The sequence below is a fragment of the Comamonas serinivorans genome (assembly GCF_002158865.1).
In the GTDB taxonomy this organism is placed as follows: Bacteria; Pseudomonadota; Gammaproteobacteria; order Burkholderiales; family Burkholderiaceae_C; genus Comamonas_E; species Comamonas_E serinivorans.
The window spans coordinates 3,191,957-3,209,341 of record NZ_CP021455.1; the positions used below are offsets into that span (position 1 = coordinate 3,191,957).

Consider the following 17,385-nt stretch of genomic DNA (forward strand, 5'->3'; position numbering starts at 1 on the left):
TGCACCCGTGGGCGCTGCCCGGCAACCACGGGCAGGTGCGATTCGGCCACGCCTGGGGGAGCTGCCCCGCAACATCCCCAGCGCGTCTGTTGGCACGGGCGAGCAGCCTGCTCGCGTCATCAACGGAGTCCGCTGGACGGATTCAAGGCGTGAGGAGTATCAGGCCATTTCCGTTTATTAGAAAACGCCAGACCCCAGATACTCCATCATCAAAAATCAAATGCCGGCGGCACCTCTGTGATCAACGCGGACTCACACTGCCCTGCGCACAGTCCTCCGTCGCAAGCTGAACAAGCTCGACGCCGGGCCGCTCGACCTCCACGCGTGGCCCAGGCCATCAACCCGTCAGGCCAATGCGCCGGTGTTTGCGAGCTTCAGGCGCTGCGTTGGCGCAGGGCCTCGAACAGGCACACGCCGCTGGCGACGGAGACGTTGAGCGACTCGACGGCGCCCTGCATGGGGATGTGCACCAGCACGTCGCAGGTCTTGCGCGTCAGCTGGCGCATGCCATCGCCCTCGGCGCCGAGCACCAGGGCAGCCGGACCGCGCAGGTCGGTCTGGTACAGGCTTTGCGTGGCCTCGCCGGCCGTGCCATAGACCCAGATGCTGCGCTCCTTGAGCTCGCCCAGCGTGCGCGCCAGGTTGGTCACCATGAAGTACGGCACCGTGTCGGCCGCGCCGCTGGCGACCTTGGCCACGGTGGCGTTGATGCCGGCAGCATGGTCCTTGGGCGCAATCACGGCATGCGCACCGGCGCCGTCGGCCACCCGCAGGCAGGCGCCGAGGTTGTGCGGATCGGTCACGCCATCGAGCACCAGCAACAGCGGCGGGCCGCTCAGCTGATCCAGCAGGTCGTCGAGCGACCGCGCCATGGCCACGGGCTCCACCCGCGCCGCCACGCCCTGGTGGCCGGCGCTGCCGGCCAGTTTGGCCAGGCGCGGGCCATCGGCCTCGATCAGGCGCACGTTGGCTTCGCGCGCGCGCGCCAGAAACTGCTTCATGCGGGCATCGCGCCTCGTGGGGTCGACGTAGACCTCGATGACCGATTGCGGCGCCGTTTTCAGGCGCACGCCCACGGCATGGAAACCAAACAGGACTTTTGCTGAACTCATGGCGCGATTATCGGTGGCCGCGAACACGGGCCGGATGGGCGTGTGCCCCGGACGCTGCCGGGCGCAGACTTTGGAGACAAGGTTGCGGAGCCCGCCCCGATGTACGCGGTGGCCCTGTGCGCCGCGTGCGCTGATGACGGAGTGCACGCTGAATCGCGTTGCTGATGCACCGTTCGATCAAGTCGGCGAGCCCACCGCCTGGCCCGCCTTCACGGGCGCGTCAGCCTCACTGCGGCTGGAACGCGAACACGCCGCCTTTTTGCGTCACCACCACCAGCCTGCCGGCAACACGCACCGGGGCAGCCACGATGGGCGAGCCGTCGGTACTCAGGCGGTTGAGCGGGCTGCCGTCGGCGCGCGACAGCATGTGGACCAGGCCGGTGTTGTCGCCAAAAACGACCGAGCGCCCCAGCACCAGCGGCGCACTCAGCTGGCGGTAACGCAGGCGCGAACTGCTCCAGCGGTTCTCGCCGCCCTTGCGCGACCAGGCCTGCACCACGCCATCGGCTTCGGCGCCGAACACGAAGTCCTCGTCCATGGCCACGCCGGTGGCGCCGTTGGCCGACTTGGTCCAGCCGATCTGGCCCGTGGCGGCATCCACGCAACCCACGCTGGCCTGGAATGCGCGCACGCACAGGTCGGTGCCATCACGCGCCACGGGCGCGATCAGGTCGGCGAGCTTCTCCACGTCGTTGGCGCCGCGAGGCGTGGCCACCGGGGCCTCCCACAGCAGGTGGCCGTCGCCCGGGTCCATGGCCGTCATGCGGCCGCCCTGCCCCACGAGCAGGGTGTTGCCCACCGGCATCAGCAAGCCGGACTGGCGCAGCACCAGCGGGTCCTGCTGGCGCGACTCCTGGTCCCACAGCAGCTGGCCAGAGGCGCCGTCGTAGGCGCGCACCGAGCGATCGCCGCCGAGCACGAACACGCGCCCGCCGGCCACCAGGGGCGCCGTGTAGGTCTGCGCGCCCAGCTTGCGGCGCCAGATTTCCTTGCCGCCTTCGACCACGACCAGCTGCGCGGCTTCGGTGACCACAGCGGCACGCTTGCCATCGCTGCCCACGCCGGCCACCAGGCCGGCCTTCAGGCTCACCCGGCCCAGCTCGCGCCCGCTGGCCCCGTCCAGGCTCACGACATCACCGGCCGACGAGGCCAGCCAGAGCTGATCGCCCACCACATGCACCTGCAGGGGGAACTGCACCGGGCCCACGTTGCTGGACCAGGCCTGGCCCACGGCGATCAGCGCCACGTTCGGGCCCAGCTCGGCGGGCTTGGGCTTGCTGGTGCCACAGGCGCTCAAAACCACGGTGGCTGCGGCCAGCGCAGTCCACGACAGGTGACGCATGCTCATGGTGATGCTCCTTGTGCTCAGTTGCCGCTGGCAGGCTTGGCGGCAGCCGGGGCGCCATCCGGCCCCACGCCGATGTTGCCCAGGGCGTCCGCGCCCAGGGCCGCCAGCTTGACCTCGACCAGGCGGCGGTAGTCGTTGCCCTCGCCCAACTGACGGTAGGCCTTGCGGTAGGCCTCGATCGCCTCGCTCGACTTGCCCTGCAGGTTCAGCGCATCGCCCTGCCGGTCGGCTGCCAGGGCCTGGAAGTCCAGGGGAAAGCTGCCCGACACGGTCTTGATCGCCTCGTCGTAGGCCTTGTTGCCGATCTGGATGGCTGCCAGGCGCAGCTTGGCCATGGCCTGCAGGCCGGGGTCCTTGCCCTCGGCCGCCACCCACTGCAGCGCAGCCTGGGCCTTGTCGGCCTGGCCGCCTTCGTACAGGGCCCGGGCCGCCATCAGGGCCGCCTGCTGGGCATAGGTGGTGCTGCCGTAGTTCGCCTTGACATCGCTGTAGGCGCGCTCCACGCGGGTGAGGTCCTTGGCCTCGGCCGCGCGTTCGACCTCTTCATACAGCGCGCCCGCCTGGGCGCCCTGCTTGGCCTGCCAATACTCGTAGGCCCGCCAGCTGCCAAAGCACAGGCACGCCACGATGATGACCGAGCTGATCAACGTGCCCCAGCGGTTCCAAAAGTGCTTGAGCTCGTCCAGCTGTTCCTGTTCCTGGAGGTCGTAATGTGCTGCCATGCGGTTGCTGTGCTTGCCGGTGAGAAAAACGGACGATTGTAGGCGGGCGGCAGAAAGCCTCAGCCGCGCAGGTGCTGGGCCAGCGCGTCCAGCGCCGCCAGCGCAAAGCGCGTCTGCGCTTCGCCCTGGGCCTCGCGCTCGCCCCGCAGCGGCTTCACGGACAGCTCGCCCGCCGCCAGTTCATCGCCACCGAAGATGAGCGCGTGGCGCGCCCCCGATGCATCGGCCTTTTTGAACTGCTTCTTCATGGCGCCGAAGCCGTCGGGGCCCGCCGCGTGCATCTGCACCTTGACCCCGCGCTCGCGCAGGCCGGTCAGCGTCTGCAGCACCAGCGGCATCAGCGTGGCGTCCTGCACCACGGCAAACGCATCGGACACCGGCGCCTCGATCACCTGGCCTTGCTCGCTCAACAGCTCCAGGATGCGCTCCATGCCCAGCGCCCAGCCCACGGCCGGTGCGGACTTGCCGCCGATCTGTTCGATCAGGTGGTCGTAGCGGCCGCCCGCACACACCGTGCCCTGCGAGCCCAGCTGGTCGGTCACGAACTCGAACACCGAGAGGTTGTAGTAATCGAGCCCGCGCACCAGACGCGGGTTGAGGGTGTAGGCCACGCCGTTGGCGTCCAGGATGGCGCGCAGGCCCGCGAAATGCGCCAGCGAGGCCTCGCCCAGAAAATCCATCAGCTTGGGGGCGCCGTTCACCAGGTCCTGCATGGCGGGGTTCTTGGTGTCCAGGATGCGCAGCGGGTTGCTGTGCAGGCGGCGCTTGGCGTCTTCGTCCAGCTGGTCGGCATGCGCCTCCAGGTAGGCGATCAGCTCGGCGCGGTGCGCAGCGCGCTCGTCGGGCTGGCCCAGGCTGTTGAGTTCCAGGCGCACGCCGGTCAGGCCGATGGCCTTCCACAGCGATTGCGCCAGCAGGATCAGCTCGGCGTCCACGTCGGGGCCGGCAAAGCCCAGCGCCTCGGCACCGATCTGGTGGAACTGGCGCTGGCGACCGCGCTGCACGTTCTCGCGCCGGAACATGGGGCCGGCGTACCACAGCCGCAGCGGGCCTTCGCGCAACAGGTTCTGCTCGACCACGGCCCGCACCACGCCGGCCGTGCCCTCAGGCCGCAGGCTCACGTGGTCGAACTCGCCGTGCTTGTCGGCGCGGTCGGCAAAGGCGTACATCTCCTTTTCGACCACGTCCGTCACCTCGCCGATGCCGCGCACGAACAACTCGGTGCGCTCCAGGATGGGCAGGCGCACGTTCTGGTAGGCAAAGCGCGCCATTTGCTCGCGCACCTGGGCCTCCAGCCATTCCCAGCGCGCCGTCACCGGCGGCATCAAATCGTTCATGCCCTTCAGGGCCGTCAAGGTCGCGGTCTTCGCCATTCGGTCTGCTTTCAATCAATCAACAAGGAGTATGGACTGGCATCCGTTCATGCACGAACGGCAATCAATCCATACTCCATCCATCCTTCAACAAGGCGGCTGGCCTCACTGGCAAGCAATCGTCGCACGGCCCCACCCCAACCCTCCCCCCAGAGGGGGAAGGGAGCAAGACCGGGGGCAAGCGTCGCTTACGCCAGCACCCGACCGTTCCGGGCGAAACGCTTCTCCCCTACCCCCTTCTGCCCGTGCCTGGTTTTTGGCCGTTTGGGCGGAAAAGGGCCGCGCTTGTTTGAGCGAAGCGAGTTTGCGCGGACTCGCCCAAACAGCCAAAAAACCAGGTTGCCCCAAAGGGGTCACGGGAAGTAGGGGCCGCCTTTTTTGCTCACTTTTTGGCGGAGCAAAAAAGTGAGTGCGCCGCCGGGCGCATGTCCCGGCTCCCCAACTCCTCACACCACAGGTGGTGATTCAGCCCACAAAGTCGGGCATCTGCAGCATCAATCCATCACCGTTATCACATCAACGGCAATCAACCCATACCTCACCCAAACCGCCGCTCGATGTACTCCTCCACCAGCACGTGAAACTCTTGCGCGATGTTCTCGCCGCGCAGCGTCATCGCCTTCTCGCCGTCGATGAACACCGGCGCCGCGGGCGCCTCGCCCGTGCCCGGCAGGCTGATGCCGATGTCGGCATGCTTGCTCTCACCGGGGCCATTGACGATGCAGCCCATGACCGCCACCTTCAGCGCCTCCACGCCCGGGTACTTGGCCCGCCACACCGGCATGTTGGCGCGCAGGTGGTCGTCGATCTGCTTGGCCAGCTCCTGGAACGTGGTGCTGGTGGTGCGGCCGCAGCCGGGACAGGCTGTCACGCTGGGCACGAACACGCGCAGGCCCAGCGCCTGCAGGATCTCGGTGGCCACCACGACCTCTTGCGTGCGCGCTTCGCCGGGCTGCGGCGTCAGGCTCACGCGGATGGTGTCGCCAATGCCCTCCTGCAGCAGCACGCCCAGCGCCACGCTCGAGGCCACGGTGCCCTTGGTCGCCATGCCGGCCTCGGTCAAGCCCAGGTGCAGCGGGTAGTTGCAGCGGCGCGCCAGCGCGCGGTACACGGCGATGAGGTCCTGCACGCCGCTGACCTTGCACGACAGGATCACCTGACCCGGTGACATGCCCATTTCGACGGCGCGGTTGGCAGAATCCACGGCCGAGGTGATCAGCGCCTCGTACATGACCTGGCGCGCCTCCCAGGGCTGGGCACGCTGGCTGTTGGCGTCCATGAGGCTGGCCAGCAGCTCCTGGTCCAGGCTGCCCCAGTTCACGCCGATGCGCACAGGTTTGTCCCACTTCAGCGCGGCGTCGATCATCTGGCCGAACTGCTTGTCCTTCTTGTCGCCCTTGCCCACGTTGCCGGGGTTGATGCGGTACTTGGACAGGGCTTCGGCGCAAGCCGGCACCTCGCTCAGCAGGCGGTGGCCGTTGTAGTGGAAGTCGCCCACCAGCGGCACGTCGATGCCCATGCGGTCCAGCTGGTCGCGGATGTGCGGCACGGCCTCGGCCGCCTCGGGCGTGTTGACGGTGAGGCGCACCAGCTCGGAGCCAGCCAGGGCCAGCTCCTTGACCTGGATGGCGGTGCCGATGACGTCCACCGTGTCGGTGTTGGTCATGGACTGCACGCGCACCGGCGCGTCGCCGCCGATGGTCACCACGCGCTGGCCCCAGACCGCCCGGGCCTGCAGCGAGCGGCGTGGCCGTGCGCCGGCCAGGGCGATTGGCTGGTCCGGATCGGACGGCAGGAGGACCGACAGGCCGGTCAACGGTTGTTGCGACATCACTGCACCTCGAATCGCGCCGTGGTCGTCTTGGTCACGGTCGAAAAATCAAACGGCTGGCCGCGCACCTGCAGGGTCAGACCCTGGATGTTGCCCACCACCACGCGGTAGGGCGCCTGGCCGGTCAGGCCCAGCGTCTCGCCAGCCTTGATCGTGCGGCTCAGCAAGGTCTTGCCCGAGGCATCGCGCACCTGCACCCAGCTGTCCTGGGCGGCCGTCAGGTGCAGGTCGTCGCCGCTGGTCACGACAGCCGAAGCGGCCGAGGCCGGCGCTTGCGCCGCGACGGCGGCACTGCCGGCTGCGGCCGGCGCGGCGGCTGCCGACGCCACCTCGACCGGCGCTGACGCGATGTCGGTCGCCGGAGCCGCGGCCACCGAAGCCGCCGGCTGGGCCGCCACGGCGCGCGTGTCCTGGCCGGCGTCCGGCAGGCTCAGGCGGTCCAGACTGGGCAGCAGGGCCAGCACCACGGCCGCCAGCAAGATGGTGAACACCAGCCAGATGTAGCGGCTTTGCAGCACCGAGCCCGTGCGCGCCGCCACCGTGGATTCGCTTTGCGTGCGGTAGGGCGCGTTGATGGGCGCATGCCCGCGCCCGGGCAAGGCACCGGCCTTGGTGCCCTGGGGCAGCAAGGCCAGCACAGGCGCCGGCTCGATCTGCAGCGTGCGGCAGACGCTGGCCGCGAGGGCGCGCGCAAACGTCAGGTCGGGCAACTGGTCGAGCTGATCGGCCTCGAGCGCGCGCAGCTTGTGTTCGGGCACCTTGAGCATGGAGGCCAGCACGGCCACGTCCACGTGCATGCGCTCGCGCGCCTCGCGCAGCAGACGGCCCGCGGTCACAGGCCCCGCATCGGTCACGGACTCTTCCGCCGGAACGCCTTCCGGCATCTGAGAATCACTCATCAAAAGCCCCTTGCTCCAACAGCTGGTATTGCGGGGACGACGCAAAGCGTCGGCGCATTTGCTCGATCAGGTCACGCATGGTGCGGCCATCGCCGGCCTTGCGCGCAATGCGGATGCCCAGCCACATCGACTCGGCATTCGCGCGGTCGCCATTGTTGAGCACGCGGACCGACGCCATGGCCTCGGGATAGGCGCCTCGCTGGTACTGCAGCAAGGCGAGGTTGTAGGCCGCCAGCGGGTTGCCGGGGTCGGCCTGCAGGGCCCGCGCCAGGCTGGCCTCGCCGCCGTTACGGTCGCCCAAGCGCACCTGGCAGATGCCCATGGCCAGCAGCGTCTTGCCGCGGTCACGCTGGCGCGCGGCGGCCACGGCCTGGTTGAACTCGTCCACCGCCTGGGCCAGCTGGTTGTTCTGGCAGTACATCAGCGCCAGGTTGTGGCGCGCATCGGCGTCGGATGGCTTGAGCTGCAGGGCGCGCCGGAAGCTCGCCTGGGCCTTGGGAAACTCGCCCTGCCGCTGGTAGATCAGGCCGCGCAGGCTGTAGGCATCGCTGAAGGTGTCGTCGATGTCGAGCACGCGGCTGGTTTCCTCCAGCGCCACGTCGTACTGCCCTTCCTGGAAGTAGCTGGTCGCCAGGGTCAGCCGGATGGTGGCCCGTTCGCGGTTGGGCTGCACCTTGCGGTCGGCATCGGCCAGGTCGGTCGAGTTGGTGCTGGAGGTGGTGCGGGTGCTCGTGCACCCCACCAGCAACGCCGCCCCCACAAGCACCGCCACCGCCCCTTGCCGGGTCCAGGACCGCCAGTGCGCCTCCATCGGGAAGAGCGGGCGGTGGGCGCTGCGGGCAAAGGCGTTCATGGTGTCTCCAGTGCAAACGAATGGGGGCACAAATCCGTCAAGGTCGTGCGGCGCGCGGTGCAGGCTCGGTCTGCATCATCACGACGCGCCGCTCGGCCATGCGGCTGGCGGCACGTGTGCGGTCCTTCACGTCGCCAGCCAGCTGGCCGCAGGCCGCGTCGATGTCGTCGCCGCGCGTCTTGCGCACCGTGGTGACGATGCCGGCCTCGTTCAGGCGGCGGCCGAAGGCCTGCACCACCGCATGGGGCGAGCGCGTGAGGCCGGAGGCCGGAAACGGGTTGAACGGGATCAGGTTGAACTTGCAGCGCACGTCGTGCGTGCGCACCAGGTCGATCAACTGCTGGGCATGCTCGGGCTGGTCGTTCACGCCATCGAGCATGCAGTATTCAAACGTGATGAAGTCGCGCGGCGCATGCGCCAGGTACGCCTTGCAGGTGGCGAGCAGCTCGGCCAGCGGGTATTTCTTGTTCAGCGGCACCAGGTGGTCGCGCAGCGGGTCGTTGGGCGCATGCAGCGACACCGCCATGGCCACGGGGCAATCCTGCATCAGGCGCTCCATCATCGGGACCACGCCCGAGGTGGAGACCGTCACGCGGCGGCGCGACAGGCCGTAGCCGTGGTCGTCCAGCATGACCTTGAGCGCCGGCACCAGGGCGCGGTAGTTCTGCAACGGCTCGCCCATGCCCATCATGACCACATTGGTGATCACGCGCTCTGCAGCGCCAGCAAGGGGTATGCCAGGTTTTCCGTTGTCTGTGGAACGAGGATCGGCTGATACTGCCTGCAGCCGAAAGCGCTCACGCAAGGTGTGTTCGGCCCACCACAGCTGAGCCAGGATTTCGCCGGTGCTGAGGTTGCGCGAAAACCCCTGATGACCCGTAGAGCAGAAGCGGCAGCCCACGGCACAGCCGGCCTGCGACGACACGCACAGCGTGCCGCGGTCGTCCTCGGGGATGAACACGGTTTCGATGGCGTTGCCATCGCCCACGTCGAACAGCCACTTCACCGTGCCGTCGGCCGACGTGTGTTCGCTGATGACGGGCAACGCGGCCATGGTGGCGCGCGTGGCCAGCTTGTCCCGCAGGGACTTGGCCAGATCCGTCATCTGCGAAAAGTCGCGCGCGCCCCGCTGGTGAATCCAGCGGAACAGCTGGGTGGCGCGAAAGCGCTTTTCCCCCAGCTGCTCGCAATACGCAGCCAAACCATCGAGGTCGAAATCCAGCAGATTCGTCATGGTCATGGCAACACCTCCAGGCGCACGCGGCTCATGTGCCGATCAACGGCCCGAGTAAACGGCCAGACCGGGGAAGAAGAAAGCGATTTCAACGGCGGCGGTTTCGGCAGCGTCCGAACCGTGCACGGCGTTGGCATCGATGCTGTCGGCGAAGTCGGCGCGGATCGTGCCCTTGTCGGCCTTCTTGGGGTCCGTGGCGCCCATCAGCTCACGGTTCTTCAGGATGGCGCCTTCGCCTTCCAGCGCCTGGATCATCACCGGGCCCGAGACCATGAAGTCCACCAGGTCCTTGAAGAAGGGACGCTCTTTGTGCACGGCGTAGAACTGCTCGGCCTCTTGGCGCGACAGGTGCTGCATGCGGGCAGCGATCACCTTCAGGCCGGCGCCTTCGAAGCGGGCGTAGATCTGGCCGATCACGTTCTTGGCAACGGCGTCGGGCTTGATGATGGAGAGGGTTTTTTCAATGGCCATGATGACTTTCTAGGGGTAAAGCGATGGTTTTGCCCGATCCAACCGAGCAAAGCCCTCGATTTTAACGGTGGTGGCCGCACTGCACATGACAGTTTGGCCTTGGCGCGTCGTTCGGCAAGGCCTTCGCGGCCGCCACAGCGGCCAAAACCCCATGCGGGGCCGCAACCGGGACGCTGTTCGCGCCCCGCAGGGCCGCGCGCCACCGCATGAAAAACGGGGCCCTGAGGCCCCGTTCCTGCGCTGAGTGGTCAGCCGCCTGTCACTCGCTGGCGATGGCCAGGTGAGCGCGACGGGCTTCTTCGATGAAATTCAGCAGTTCGTGGAATGCGTGCAGCATGGTGGTCTTTCCGATCAATCAGATGCGATCAGGTCCTGGAGTCTCGGCACGCATCTGTTGCGCCGGGAATCTGGTGGTTTTCCCTATCAGTGAAAACCCTTAGGACTAAGTATAAACCACATGCCGTTTTTGTGCACTGCACAACCCACGCCACGGTGTGGCTTTGTGCCGGTTTGCGCTGCCCAGTCGCCTGGACGCCGCCACCTCGGCAAGCCATCAGCCCCGCTGGAGGACAGCCTTCATGCCATCTGAAAAGGCAGTATCCATGCATTGCTGTTGAATGAAAAACGGAATGGCAGCCATACTCCGATTTTTTGTGCACCTCCACCCTGCCCAACGGATCGGTCATCTGCGGGGCACCGATGCGTGCAGCCCGCGCTGACGCCCCGCGCGTCCCTGTTGCACTCACGCCTCAGGTGGGGCCGGCGAGCGCACCTCGTCGCCCGGCCGCGAGGTCAGGTGGCCCAGCAGGGCCGCCACGGCCGGGTCGCTCTCGGTGCGCCAGGCGGCAAAGGTTTGCGAGGGCGACACCCGGTGCCGCAGCGGCAGGTAGGCCACCCCCGGCAAGCCGGCCTGGCTCAGTGACTGCGGCACCAGCGCCACGCCCATGCCCTGCGCGACCATGGACACCACCGACAGCCAGTGCCGCACTTCGTGGCGGATGGCGGGGTTCAGGCCCGCCTGCGCACACAGGTGCAGGATCTGCACGTGGTAGTCGGGCGACGCCGTGGCCGAGAACAGCACAAAGGCCTCGTCGGCCAGCTGGGCCAGCTCGATGCGCGGCTGCCCCGCCAGCCGGTGCCCCTGCGGCAGACAGGCCACGAACTGCTCGCTGGCCAGCAGCTGCACCTGCAGCCCGGGCTGGGGCGGCGCGCTGTGCACGAAGGCGAGCTCCAGCCGCCCCTGGGCCAGCGCCAGCAGCTGGTCGTGCGTGTTCATCTCCGTCAGGTGCACCTCCAGCAGCGGGTGGGTGTGCGCCAGCTGCTGCAGCGCCTGGGCCAGGCCACGGAACAGCATGCCGCCGACGAAGCCCACGCGCAGGCGGCCCGCCTTGCCCTCGCCCACGGCGTGCGCCAGGCGCTTGGCCTCCTCGGCCTGCTCCAGCACCTGCCGGGCCGACACCGCCAGCGCCTTGCCGGCCGCCGTCAGCCGCACCGACTTGCTGTTGCGCTCCAGCAGCCGCGTGCCCACCGCGTCTTCGAGCTGGCGGATGGCGACCGACAGCGGCGGCTGCGACATGGCCAGGCGCTCGGCCGCGCGGCCATAGTGCAGCTCCTCGGCCAGCACCAGAAAGTAACGCAGATGGCGCAGCTCCATGGATTCGCAATTCCTATGAAACAAGATATCAACAATATTAGACAGATATCTTCGGCCGACCAAGAATCTCGTCATTCGCCGCAGTCTTCGGAGACACCCCATGACGACGTCCCCCGCCCAGCCCCCCGTCAACCCCGCGATTCCCGATCGCCAGGGCCAGAACTTCTACACCAGCGACGAGCAACTGGCGGCCGTGCTGCGCCTCTACCTGCCCCCCGCCGTGCTCGACAAGCTCACCCCGGTGTTCACCCGCCTGGGCGCGCTGGCCGGCGGCCCGCTGGACGAGCTGGCCAGCATCTCGGACAAGAACCCGCCGACGCTGAGCCTGCGCACCCGCACCGGCCTGAATCAGCAGGTGATCCACAAGCACCCCGCCTACGTCGAGATGGAGCGCCTGGCCCTGTCGGAATTCGGCATGGCGACCGTGTCGCACCGCGAGGACATGTTCGGCGTACCCGGCAAGCTGCCGCCCGCCGTCAAGTACGTGCTGTTCTACCTGTTCGTGCAGGCCGAGTTCGGCCTGTGCTGCCCGGTGTCCATGACCGACTCGCTCACGCGCACGCTCAAGAAGTTCGGTGCCCCCCAGCTGGTCGAGAAGTACCTGCCGCGCTTGACCAGCCTGGACTTCGACGAGCTGGCGCAGGGCGCCATGTTCATGACCGAGCAGGCCGCGGGCTCGGACATCGCCGCCACCGTCACGCGCGCCGAGGCCCAGCCCGACGGCAGCTGGAAGCTGTTTGGCGACAAGTGGTTCTGCTCCAACCCCGACGCCGACTTCGCCATGGTGCTGGCGCGCTCGAACACCGAGCAGCCGGGCATGAAGGGCGTGTCGCTGTTCCTGCTGCCCAAGACACTCGACGATGGCAGCGCCAACGCCTACCGCATCATCCGCCTCAAGGACAAGCTGGGCACCCGGTCCATGGCCAGCGGCGAGATCACACTGGAAGGCGCGACCGCCTACCTGGTCGGCGAAGAGGGCCGCGGCTTCGTGCAGATGGCCGACATGGTGAACAACTCGCGCCTGTCGAACGGCGTGCGCGCCGCCGGTCTGATGCGCCGCGCCGTGGGCGAAGCCGAGTTCATCGCCGCCAACCGCCAGGCCTTCGGCAAGAAGCTGGCCCAGATGCCGCTCATGCAGCGCCAGCTCGACAAGCTGCGCGTGCCCGCCGAGCAGGCGCGCACCATGGTGTTCCAGACCGCCCAGGCGCTGGCCCGCTCGGACGCCGGCGAACCGGACGCCTATGCCCTGGCCCGCATCCTGACACCCATGATCAAGTTCCGCGCCTGCCGCGACGCGCGCAAGGTGGCCGGCGACGCCATGGAGGTGCGCGGCGGCTGCGGCTACATCGAGGAATGGAGCGATCCCCGCATCCTGCGCGACGCCCACCTGGGCTCGATCTGGGAAGGCACCAGCAACATCGTCGCACTCGACGTGATTCGCGCCACCAAGCGCGAGGGCTCGCTGCCCGTGCTGCAGGCCCACCTCGCCGGCCTGCTGGACGGCGTCAGCGGTCATGCCCTGCTCACGTCCGCCTACGAGCAGGCCCTGCGCGACGGCCTGAACCGCGCGGCCGCGCTGGTGGCCACGGCCGCACGCGACGGCGGCGATGTGCTGGCCCGGCAGGCCGCGTCGGCCCTCTACCACGTGACCACGGCCATCGCCATGGCCTGGGAGGCGGCCCGCATCGACTCGCCCGAGCGCATGCGCTGGTCGCAACTGGCGCTGTGGCACCGCGTGCTGCCGCGCGACCCGCTCTCGCCCGATGGGCTGCCCGAGCACTGGCAGGCGGCCCAGCCCGCCGCCGTGGCGCAGGGCTGAGCCTGAACTCCCAGCCCGCCTGCGTCCAGCCGGCCTGAACCGCTCGCCTGGCTGATCGGCTTGCCTGGCTGATCGGCTTGCCCCGCAGCGTGCGCAGGTCGGCTGACGCCCCCCACATTCCCCCTCCGCCTCGTTCACCGCCAGGCGGCGGCTTACCAACGCCCGGCGCTGGCGGAGTCAGGCAATTCCAAACAGCAGTATCAGGCCATGCTCGATTCACTGCAAACGGCAGCCACCCCATACTGCTTAAAAATTAAGAGACAAGCATGAACAATCTCATCACCCTGTCGCGCCGCCTCGTTGCCGGCCTGGCCCTGGCCTCGCTGGCCACCTGGGCCGCCGCGCCGGCCTGGGCCGAAACCTTCCCCAGCAAGCCCGTGCAGTTCGTCGTGCCCTTCCCGCCCGGCGGCCCGACCGACGCTATGGCCCGCACCCTGGCGGCCGAGCTGAGCCAGCTGCTGGGCCAGCCCGTGGTGGTCGAAAACAAGGGCGGTGCCGGCGGCAACATCGGCGCCGACTACGTGGCGCGTGCCCAGCCCGACGGCTACACGCTGATGTTTGGCACCTCGGGCCCGCTGGCCATCAACAAAAGCCTGTACCGCAAGCTGAACTACGACCCCGCGACCAGCTTCACGCCCATCATCTACGTGGGCTACCTGCCCAACATCCTGGTGGTGAACCCCAAGCTGCCGGTCAAGACCGTGCCCGAGCTCATCGCCTACGCCAAGGCCAACCCGGGCAAGCTCAGCTACGCCTCGTCAGGCAACGGCGCCTCGTCGCACCTGGCGGGCGTGCTGTTCAACGGCATGGCCGGCACCGACCTCATGCACGTGCCCTACAAAGGCACCGGCCCGGCCCTGAACGACCTGTTGGCCGGCCAGGTGGGCATGACCTTCACCGACATCCTCACCGCCAAGCCCTATGCTGAAGCCGGCCGCGTGCGCGCGCTGGGCGTAGCCACGCTCAAGCGCTCGCAGGCACTGCCCCAGGTGCCCACGATCGCCGAACAGGGCGTGAAAGGCTACGACGTGAGCGTGTTCTTCGGCGTGGTGGCGCCCAAGGGCCTGCCGGCAGACCGCCAGGCCACCCTGAACCAGGCCTTTGCCCGCGTGCTGGCCTCGCCCAGGGTGAAGCAGGCCTTGGCCGACCAGGGCCTGGAAGCCTCGCCCGACACCCGCCCCGCCGCCCTGGCCCAGTTCATCCAGGACGAGAGCGCCAAGTGGGCCAAGGTGATGAAGGCCGCCGGGGCCATGCTGGACTGATGCCGAGGGCATGAACGGCGGCACGCGGCGACAAGGCCCGCACGCCCTGCGTGCGACACTTGCGCGCCTGCCGTCGGGCCCCGTTGTCGCACCCACCGTGCGCCTTGGCGCGGCGGCATTCGTTGACCTTTTCCAGCAGCACCCCAGCAATACCCCCGCAATATCCCATGCCTGTTGTTCCCGACCTGCCCCTGTTCACCGAAACCGCCGACAACGAGTTCTTTGGCTTGCCCATGGAGATGGCGCGCACCATCCGGCTCACCGGCGAAGCCATTGCCGGCCACCACTGCCGTGTGCGCCTGCCCTACAACAAGGCCTTCACCAACAGCCGCGGCGACATGCACGGCGGCATGATCGCCACGCTGTTCGATGCCGGCCTGTCGGCCGCCTGCCGCGCCCACGACCCGCGCAAGTACGGCGTGGTCACCATCGACCTGACGATCCACTTCATGGCCCCTGCGCCGGGCGACATGATCTGCCACGCCGTGTGCGAGCGCCGCGGAAAGAGCATCTCCTTCGCGCGCGGCGAAATCCGCAACGACGCGGGCGAGCTGCTGGGCATGGCCACGGGCACCTTCAAGCTGCTCGAGCGCGGCGTCGCCCAGCCCTGAGCGCGCTGCGGGCGGTCCATCCGCCCCTTTAACACCTGGGTATAGACCCATCCCCGTTGTCAACGCAACGAGGACAGCCCCATACCCTGCACCTCCATCACTTCACCCGCCCCTGCTGGCCGTTCCGGAGTTTCGCCATGAGCCTTGTCCCCACCCCACCGCCCCAGACCGGCACCGTCGGTGCCCTGGCCGGCCTGCGCGTGCTCGACATTTCGCGCATCCTGGGGGCCCGTACTGCGGCCAGATCCTGGGCGACCATGGCGCGGACGTGCTCAAGGTGGAGCCGCCGCAGGGCGACGACACGCGCACCTGGGGCCCGCCCTACTACCCCAACGGCGTGGCCTCGTACTACTACGGCCTGAACCGCAACAAGCGCGTGCAGACGCTGGATTTTTCGCAAGCCGAGGGCCGCGAGCGCCTGCTCGAGCTGATGGGCGAGGCCGACGTGCTGATCGAGAACTTCAAGACCGGCACCATGGAGAAATGGGGCATCGGCTACGAGCAGGTCCGGGCGCGCTTTCCACGCCTAGTCTGGTGCCGGGTGTCGGGCTTCGGCGCCGACGGCCCGCTGGGCGGCCTGCCGGGCTACGACGCCGCGATCCAGGCCATGGCCGGCCTCATGAGCATCAATGGCGAGGCCGGCGGCGACCCGCTGCGCGTGGGCCTGCCCGTGGTGGACATGATCACCGGCCTGAACGCGGCGCTGGGCGTGATGCTGGCGCTGGCCGAGCGCGACCGCAGCGGCCAGGGCCAGTTCGTCGAGTCGGCGCTGTACGACAACGGCCTGGCGCTGCTGCACCCGCACGCGCCCAACTGGTTCACCAGCGGCAAGGTGCCGGGCCGCACGGGCAACGCCCACCCCAACATCTACCCCTACGACGCGTTGAAGACCGGCACCGACCCCATCTTCATGGCCGTGGGCAACGACCGCCAGTTCCAGACCTTCTGCAAGCTGATCGGCGTGCCCGAGCTGGCGCAAGACCCCGACTACGCAACGGCCGGCGCGCGCTCGTCCAACCGGGCCGTACTCAAGCCGCTGCTCGAAACAGCGCTGGCCAAGTTCGAATGCGCCCAGCTCGTCGACGACCTCATGGCCGCGGGCGTGCCGGCCGCGCCCGTGCTCAACGTCGAACAGGCGCTACTGCACCCGCACACGGCGCACCGCCAGATGGTGGTCGAGATGGCCGATGGTTACAAAGGCCTGGGCGCGCCCATCAAGCTCAGCCGCACGCCCGCCACCTACCGGCTGACCCCGCTGACGCCCGGCAGCGCGTTCCTCGATCGTCCGGCCGCCAACGAATGAACGGGGTATGCACCGATTGCCGTTTCATTTGAAACGGTAATCCATGCATACCCCCGAATCGCTGCTGCCTCGCATGCGGCATTCCGCAAGGCGTTGACGCGCCAAGGCACACGCGCAACACCCGTCCAGCGTCGAAGCGCCCTGACTCAGGGCGATCAGGCCGTCGCACCCGATCCCAGCAGGGCCTGCGCGATGGGACGGCAGCGCCGCGTGGCGACGCGCACAGCGAACGCCTGGACAAGGGCGGCCACCCGCAACGACGACCGGCAACCCTTGGCCCGCAATGGCTCACGCTGGAGCGGCTGGACCGGCATCGGCTCGGTCCACCGCGCCGCCAGCCGACTCCGGCCATGACGTGCGCCGCACCGGCTCCCCCACACCCCACACCAACGCAAAAAAAAGCGACACCCCATCGGGGTGCCGCTGTGTCTGGCGCCGCTGCGCCCGCCAAGCTCCGCCCGGGGCGGAGCTGGCCATCAGCTGTGTTGGCCGTAGGCCTTCAGGGCCGCGCGGGTCTGGGCGTTGTTCAACGCACCACCCTCGCCGGCGCCGTATTGGCGCAGGCCATCGTTCAGCCAGCGTTGGGTGTCGGCGTTGACGGCCTCACGGCTCAGCTGACCGGCCGGTGCCGTCAGGTAGTCGGGGCGTTCACCGGCTTCGATCTGGGCCGCGGGCGACACATGGGCCGACTGGCTTTGGCCCACGGCCACCAGCTGCGCCGGGTTGGGGCTGGCCCACTCTTCCTGGCTGGCGGCCTGTGCGCCGGCAGCAGCAAACAAACCCAGGGCGGCGATGGCAACGATGCGATTCAACATGGTGTGATCCTTTCGGTGATCTTGGGCGAACGTGGCCGGGCGATGCTGTCCGGTCTTGTGCGGTTCAGGCAGAACCTC

General features: G+C 68.4%; 15 protein-coding genes and 1 pseudogene. 5 read left to right on the top strand and 11 right to left on the bottom strand.

What is annotated here, in order from left to right:
- Window positions 1–374 precede the first annotated feature (374 nt).
- The 9 genes from rlmB to ndk all read right to left on the bottom strand — a co-directional run bounded on the left by rlmB (window position 375) and on the right by ndk (window position 9,843).
- Window positions 375–1,112, bottom strand: a complete 738-nt coding sequence (rlmB, locus tag CCO03_RS13565) for a 23S rRNA (guanosine(2251)-2'-O)-methyltransferase RlmB (protein ID WP_087281876.1) — start codon at window positions 1,110–1,112, stop codon at window positions 375–377.
- Between the two features lie 226 nt (window positions 1,113–1,338).
- Window positions 1,339–2,454, bottom strand: a complete 1,116-nt coding sequence (gene bamB / locus CCO03_RS13570) for an outer membrane protein assembly factor BamB (RefSeq protein WP_418236062.1) — start codon at window positions 2,452–2,454, stop codon at window positions 1,339–1,341.
- Window positions 2,455–2,477: 23 nt separating this feature from the next.
- Complete coding sequence (locus tag CCO03_RS13575) at window positions 2,478–3,182, bottom strand: YfgM family protein (protein ID WP_087281880.1); 705 nt, start codon at window positions 3,180–3,182, stop codon at window positions 2,478–2,480.
- 59 nt (window positions 3,183–3,241) lie between these two features.
- Window positions 3,242–4,555, bottom strand: a complete 1,314-nt coding sequence (hisS, locus tag CCO03_RS13580) for a histidine--tRNA ligase (RefSeq protein WP_087281882.1) — start codon at window positions 4,553–4,555, stop codon at window positions 3,242–3,244.
- 538 nt (window positions 4,556–5,093) lie between these two features.
- Entirely contained in the window at window positions 5,094–6,386 is a 1,293-nt protein-coding gene (ispG, locus tag CCO03_RS13585; protein WP_087281884.1) for a flavodoxin-dependent (E)-4-hydroxy-3-methylbut-2-enyl-diphosphate synthase, read from the bottom strand.
- Entirely contained in the window at window positions 6,386–7,285 is a 900-nt protein-coding gene (locus CCO03_RS13590; RefSeq protein WP_087281886.1) for a helix-turn-helix domain-containing protein, read from the bottom strand. The genes ispG and CCO03_RS13590 overlap by 1 nt, the downstream gene beginning before the upstream one ends.
- Entirely contained in the window at window positions 7,278–8,138 is an 861-nt protein-coding gene (locus CCO03_RS13595; RefSeq protein WP_087281888.1) for a tetratricopeptide repeat protein, read from the bottom strand. The genes CCO03_RS13590 and CCO03_RS13595 overlap by 8 nt, the downstream gene beginning before the upstream one ends.
- A gap of 37 nt (window positions 8,139–8,175) precedes the next feature.
- Window positions 8,176–9,378, bottom strand: a complete 1,203-nt coding sequence (gene rlmN, locus CCO03_RS13600) for a 23S rRNA (adenine(2503)-C(2))-methyltransferase RlmN (RefSeq protein WP_087281890.1) — start codon at window positions 9,376–9,378, stop codon at window positions 8,176–8,178.
- Between the two features lie 36 nt (window positions 9,379–9,414).
- Window positions 9,415–9,843 carry a nucleoside-diphosphate kinase gene (gene ndk / locus CCO03_RS13605; protein ID WP_087281892.1) on the bottom strand — a complete coding sequence of 143 codons (429 nt, stop codon included), beginning with the start codon at window positions 9,841–9,843 and terminating at the stop codon, window positions 9,415–9,417.
- Window positions 9,844–10,087: 244 nt separating this feature from the next.
- On the opposite strand from ndk, the gene CCO03_RS19830 reads away from it, so the two are divergent.
- Window positions 10,088–10,273 carry a hypothetical protein gene (locus CCO03_RS19830; protein ID WP_157667687.1) on the top strand — a complete coding sequence of 62 codons (186 nt, stop codon included), beginning with the start codon at window positions 10,088–10,090 and terminating at the stop codon, window positions 10,271–10,273.
- A gap of 312 nt (window positions 10,274–10,585) precedes the next feature.
- On the opposite strand, the gene CCO03_RS13610 is transcribed toward CCO03_RS19830, so the two are convergent.
- The gene (locus tag CCO03_RS13610) at window positions 10,586–11,497 is read right to left on the bottom strand and encodes a LysR family transcriptional regulator (RefSeq protein WP_087281894.1); all 912 of its coding nucleotides are present in this window, start codon (window positions 11,495–11,497) and stop codon (window positions 10,586–10,588) included.
- Between the two features lie 100 nt (window positions 11,498–11,597).
- Between CCO03_RS13610 and CCO03_RS13615 the strand changes: the two genes are divergently transcribed.
- The 4 genes and pseudogenes from CCO03_RS13615 (at window position 11,598) to CCO03_RS13630 (ending at window position 16,492) form a co-directional block, all read left to right on the top strand.
- Window positions 11,598–13,316, top strand: a complete 1,719-nt coding sequence (locus CCO03_RS13615) for an acyl-CoA dehydrogenase family protein (protein WP_087281896.1) — start codon at window positions 11,598–11,600, stop codon at window positions 13,314–13,316.
- 266 nt (window positions 13,317–13,582) lie between these two features.
- Complete coding sequence (locus CCO03_RS13620; RefSeq protein WP_087281897.1) at window positions 13,583–14,578, top strand: Bug family tripartite tricarboxylate transporter substrate binding protein; 996 nt, start codon at window positions 13,583–13,585, stop codon at window positions 14,576–14,578.
- Window positions 14,579–14,745: 167 nt separating this feature from the next.
- Window positions 14,746–15,189 carry a PaaI family thioesterase gene (locus tag CCO03_RS13625; RefSeq protein WP_087281900.1) on the top strand — a complete coding sequence of 148 codons (444 nt, stop codon included), beginning with the start codon at window positions 14,746–14,748 and terminating at the stop codon, window positions 15,187–15,189.
- 137 nt (window positions 15,190–15,326) lie between these two features.
- Window positions 15,327–16,492: pseudogene (locus CCO03_RS13630) on the top strand (CaiB/BaiF CoA transferase family protein).
- A 476-nt stretch (window positions 16,493–16,968) separates the two neighbouring features.
- Here the strand turns inward: CCO03_RS13630 and CCO03_RS13635 are convergent.
- Window positions 16,969–17,307 carry a hypothetical protein gene (locus CCO03_RS13635; protein ID WP_087281902.1) on the bottom strand — a complete coding sequence of 113 codons (339 nt, stop codon included), beginning with the start codon at window positions 17,305–17,307 and terminating at the stop codon, window positions 16,969–16,971.
- Between the last annotated feature and the right edge of the window lie 78 nt (window positions 17,308–17,385).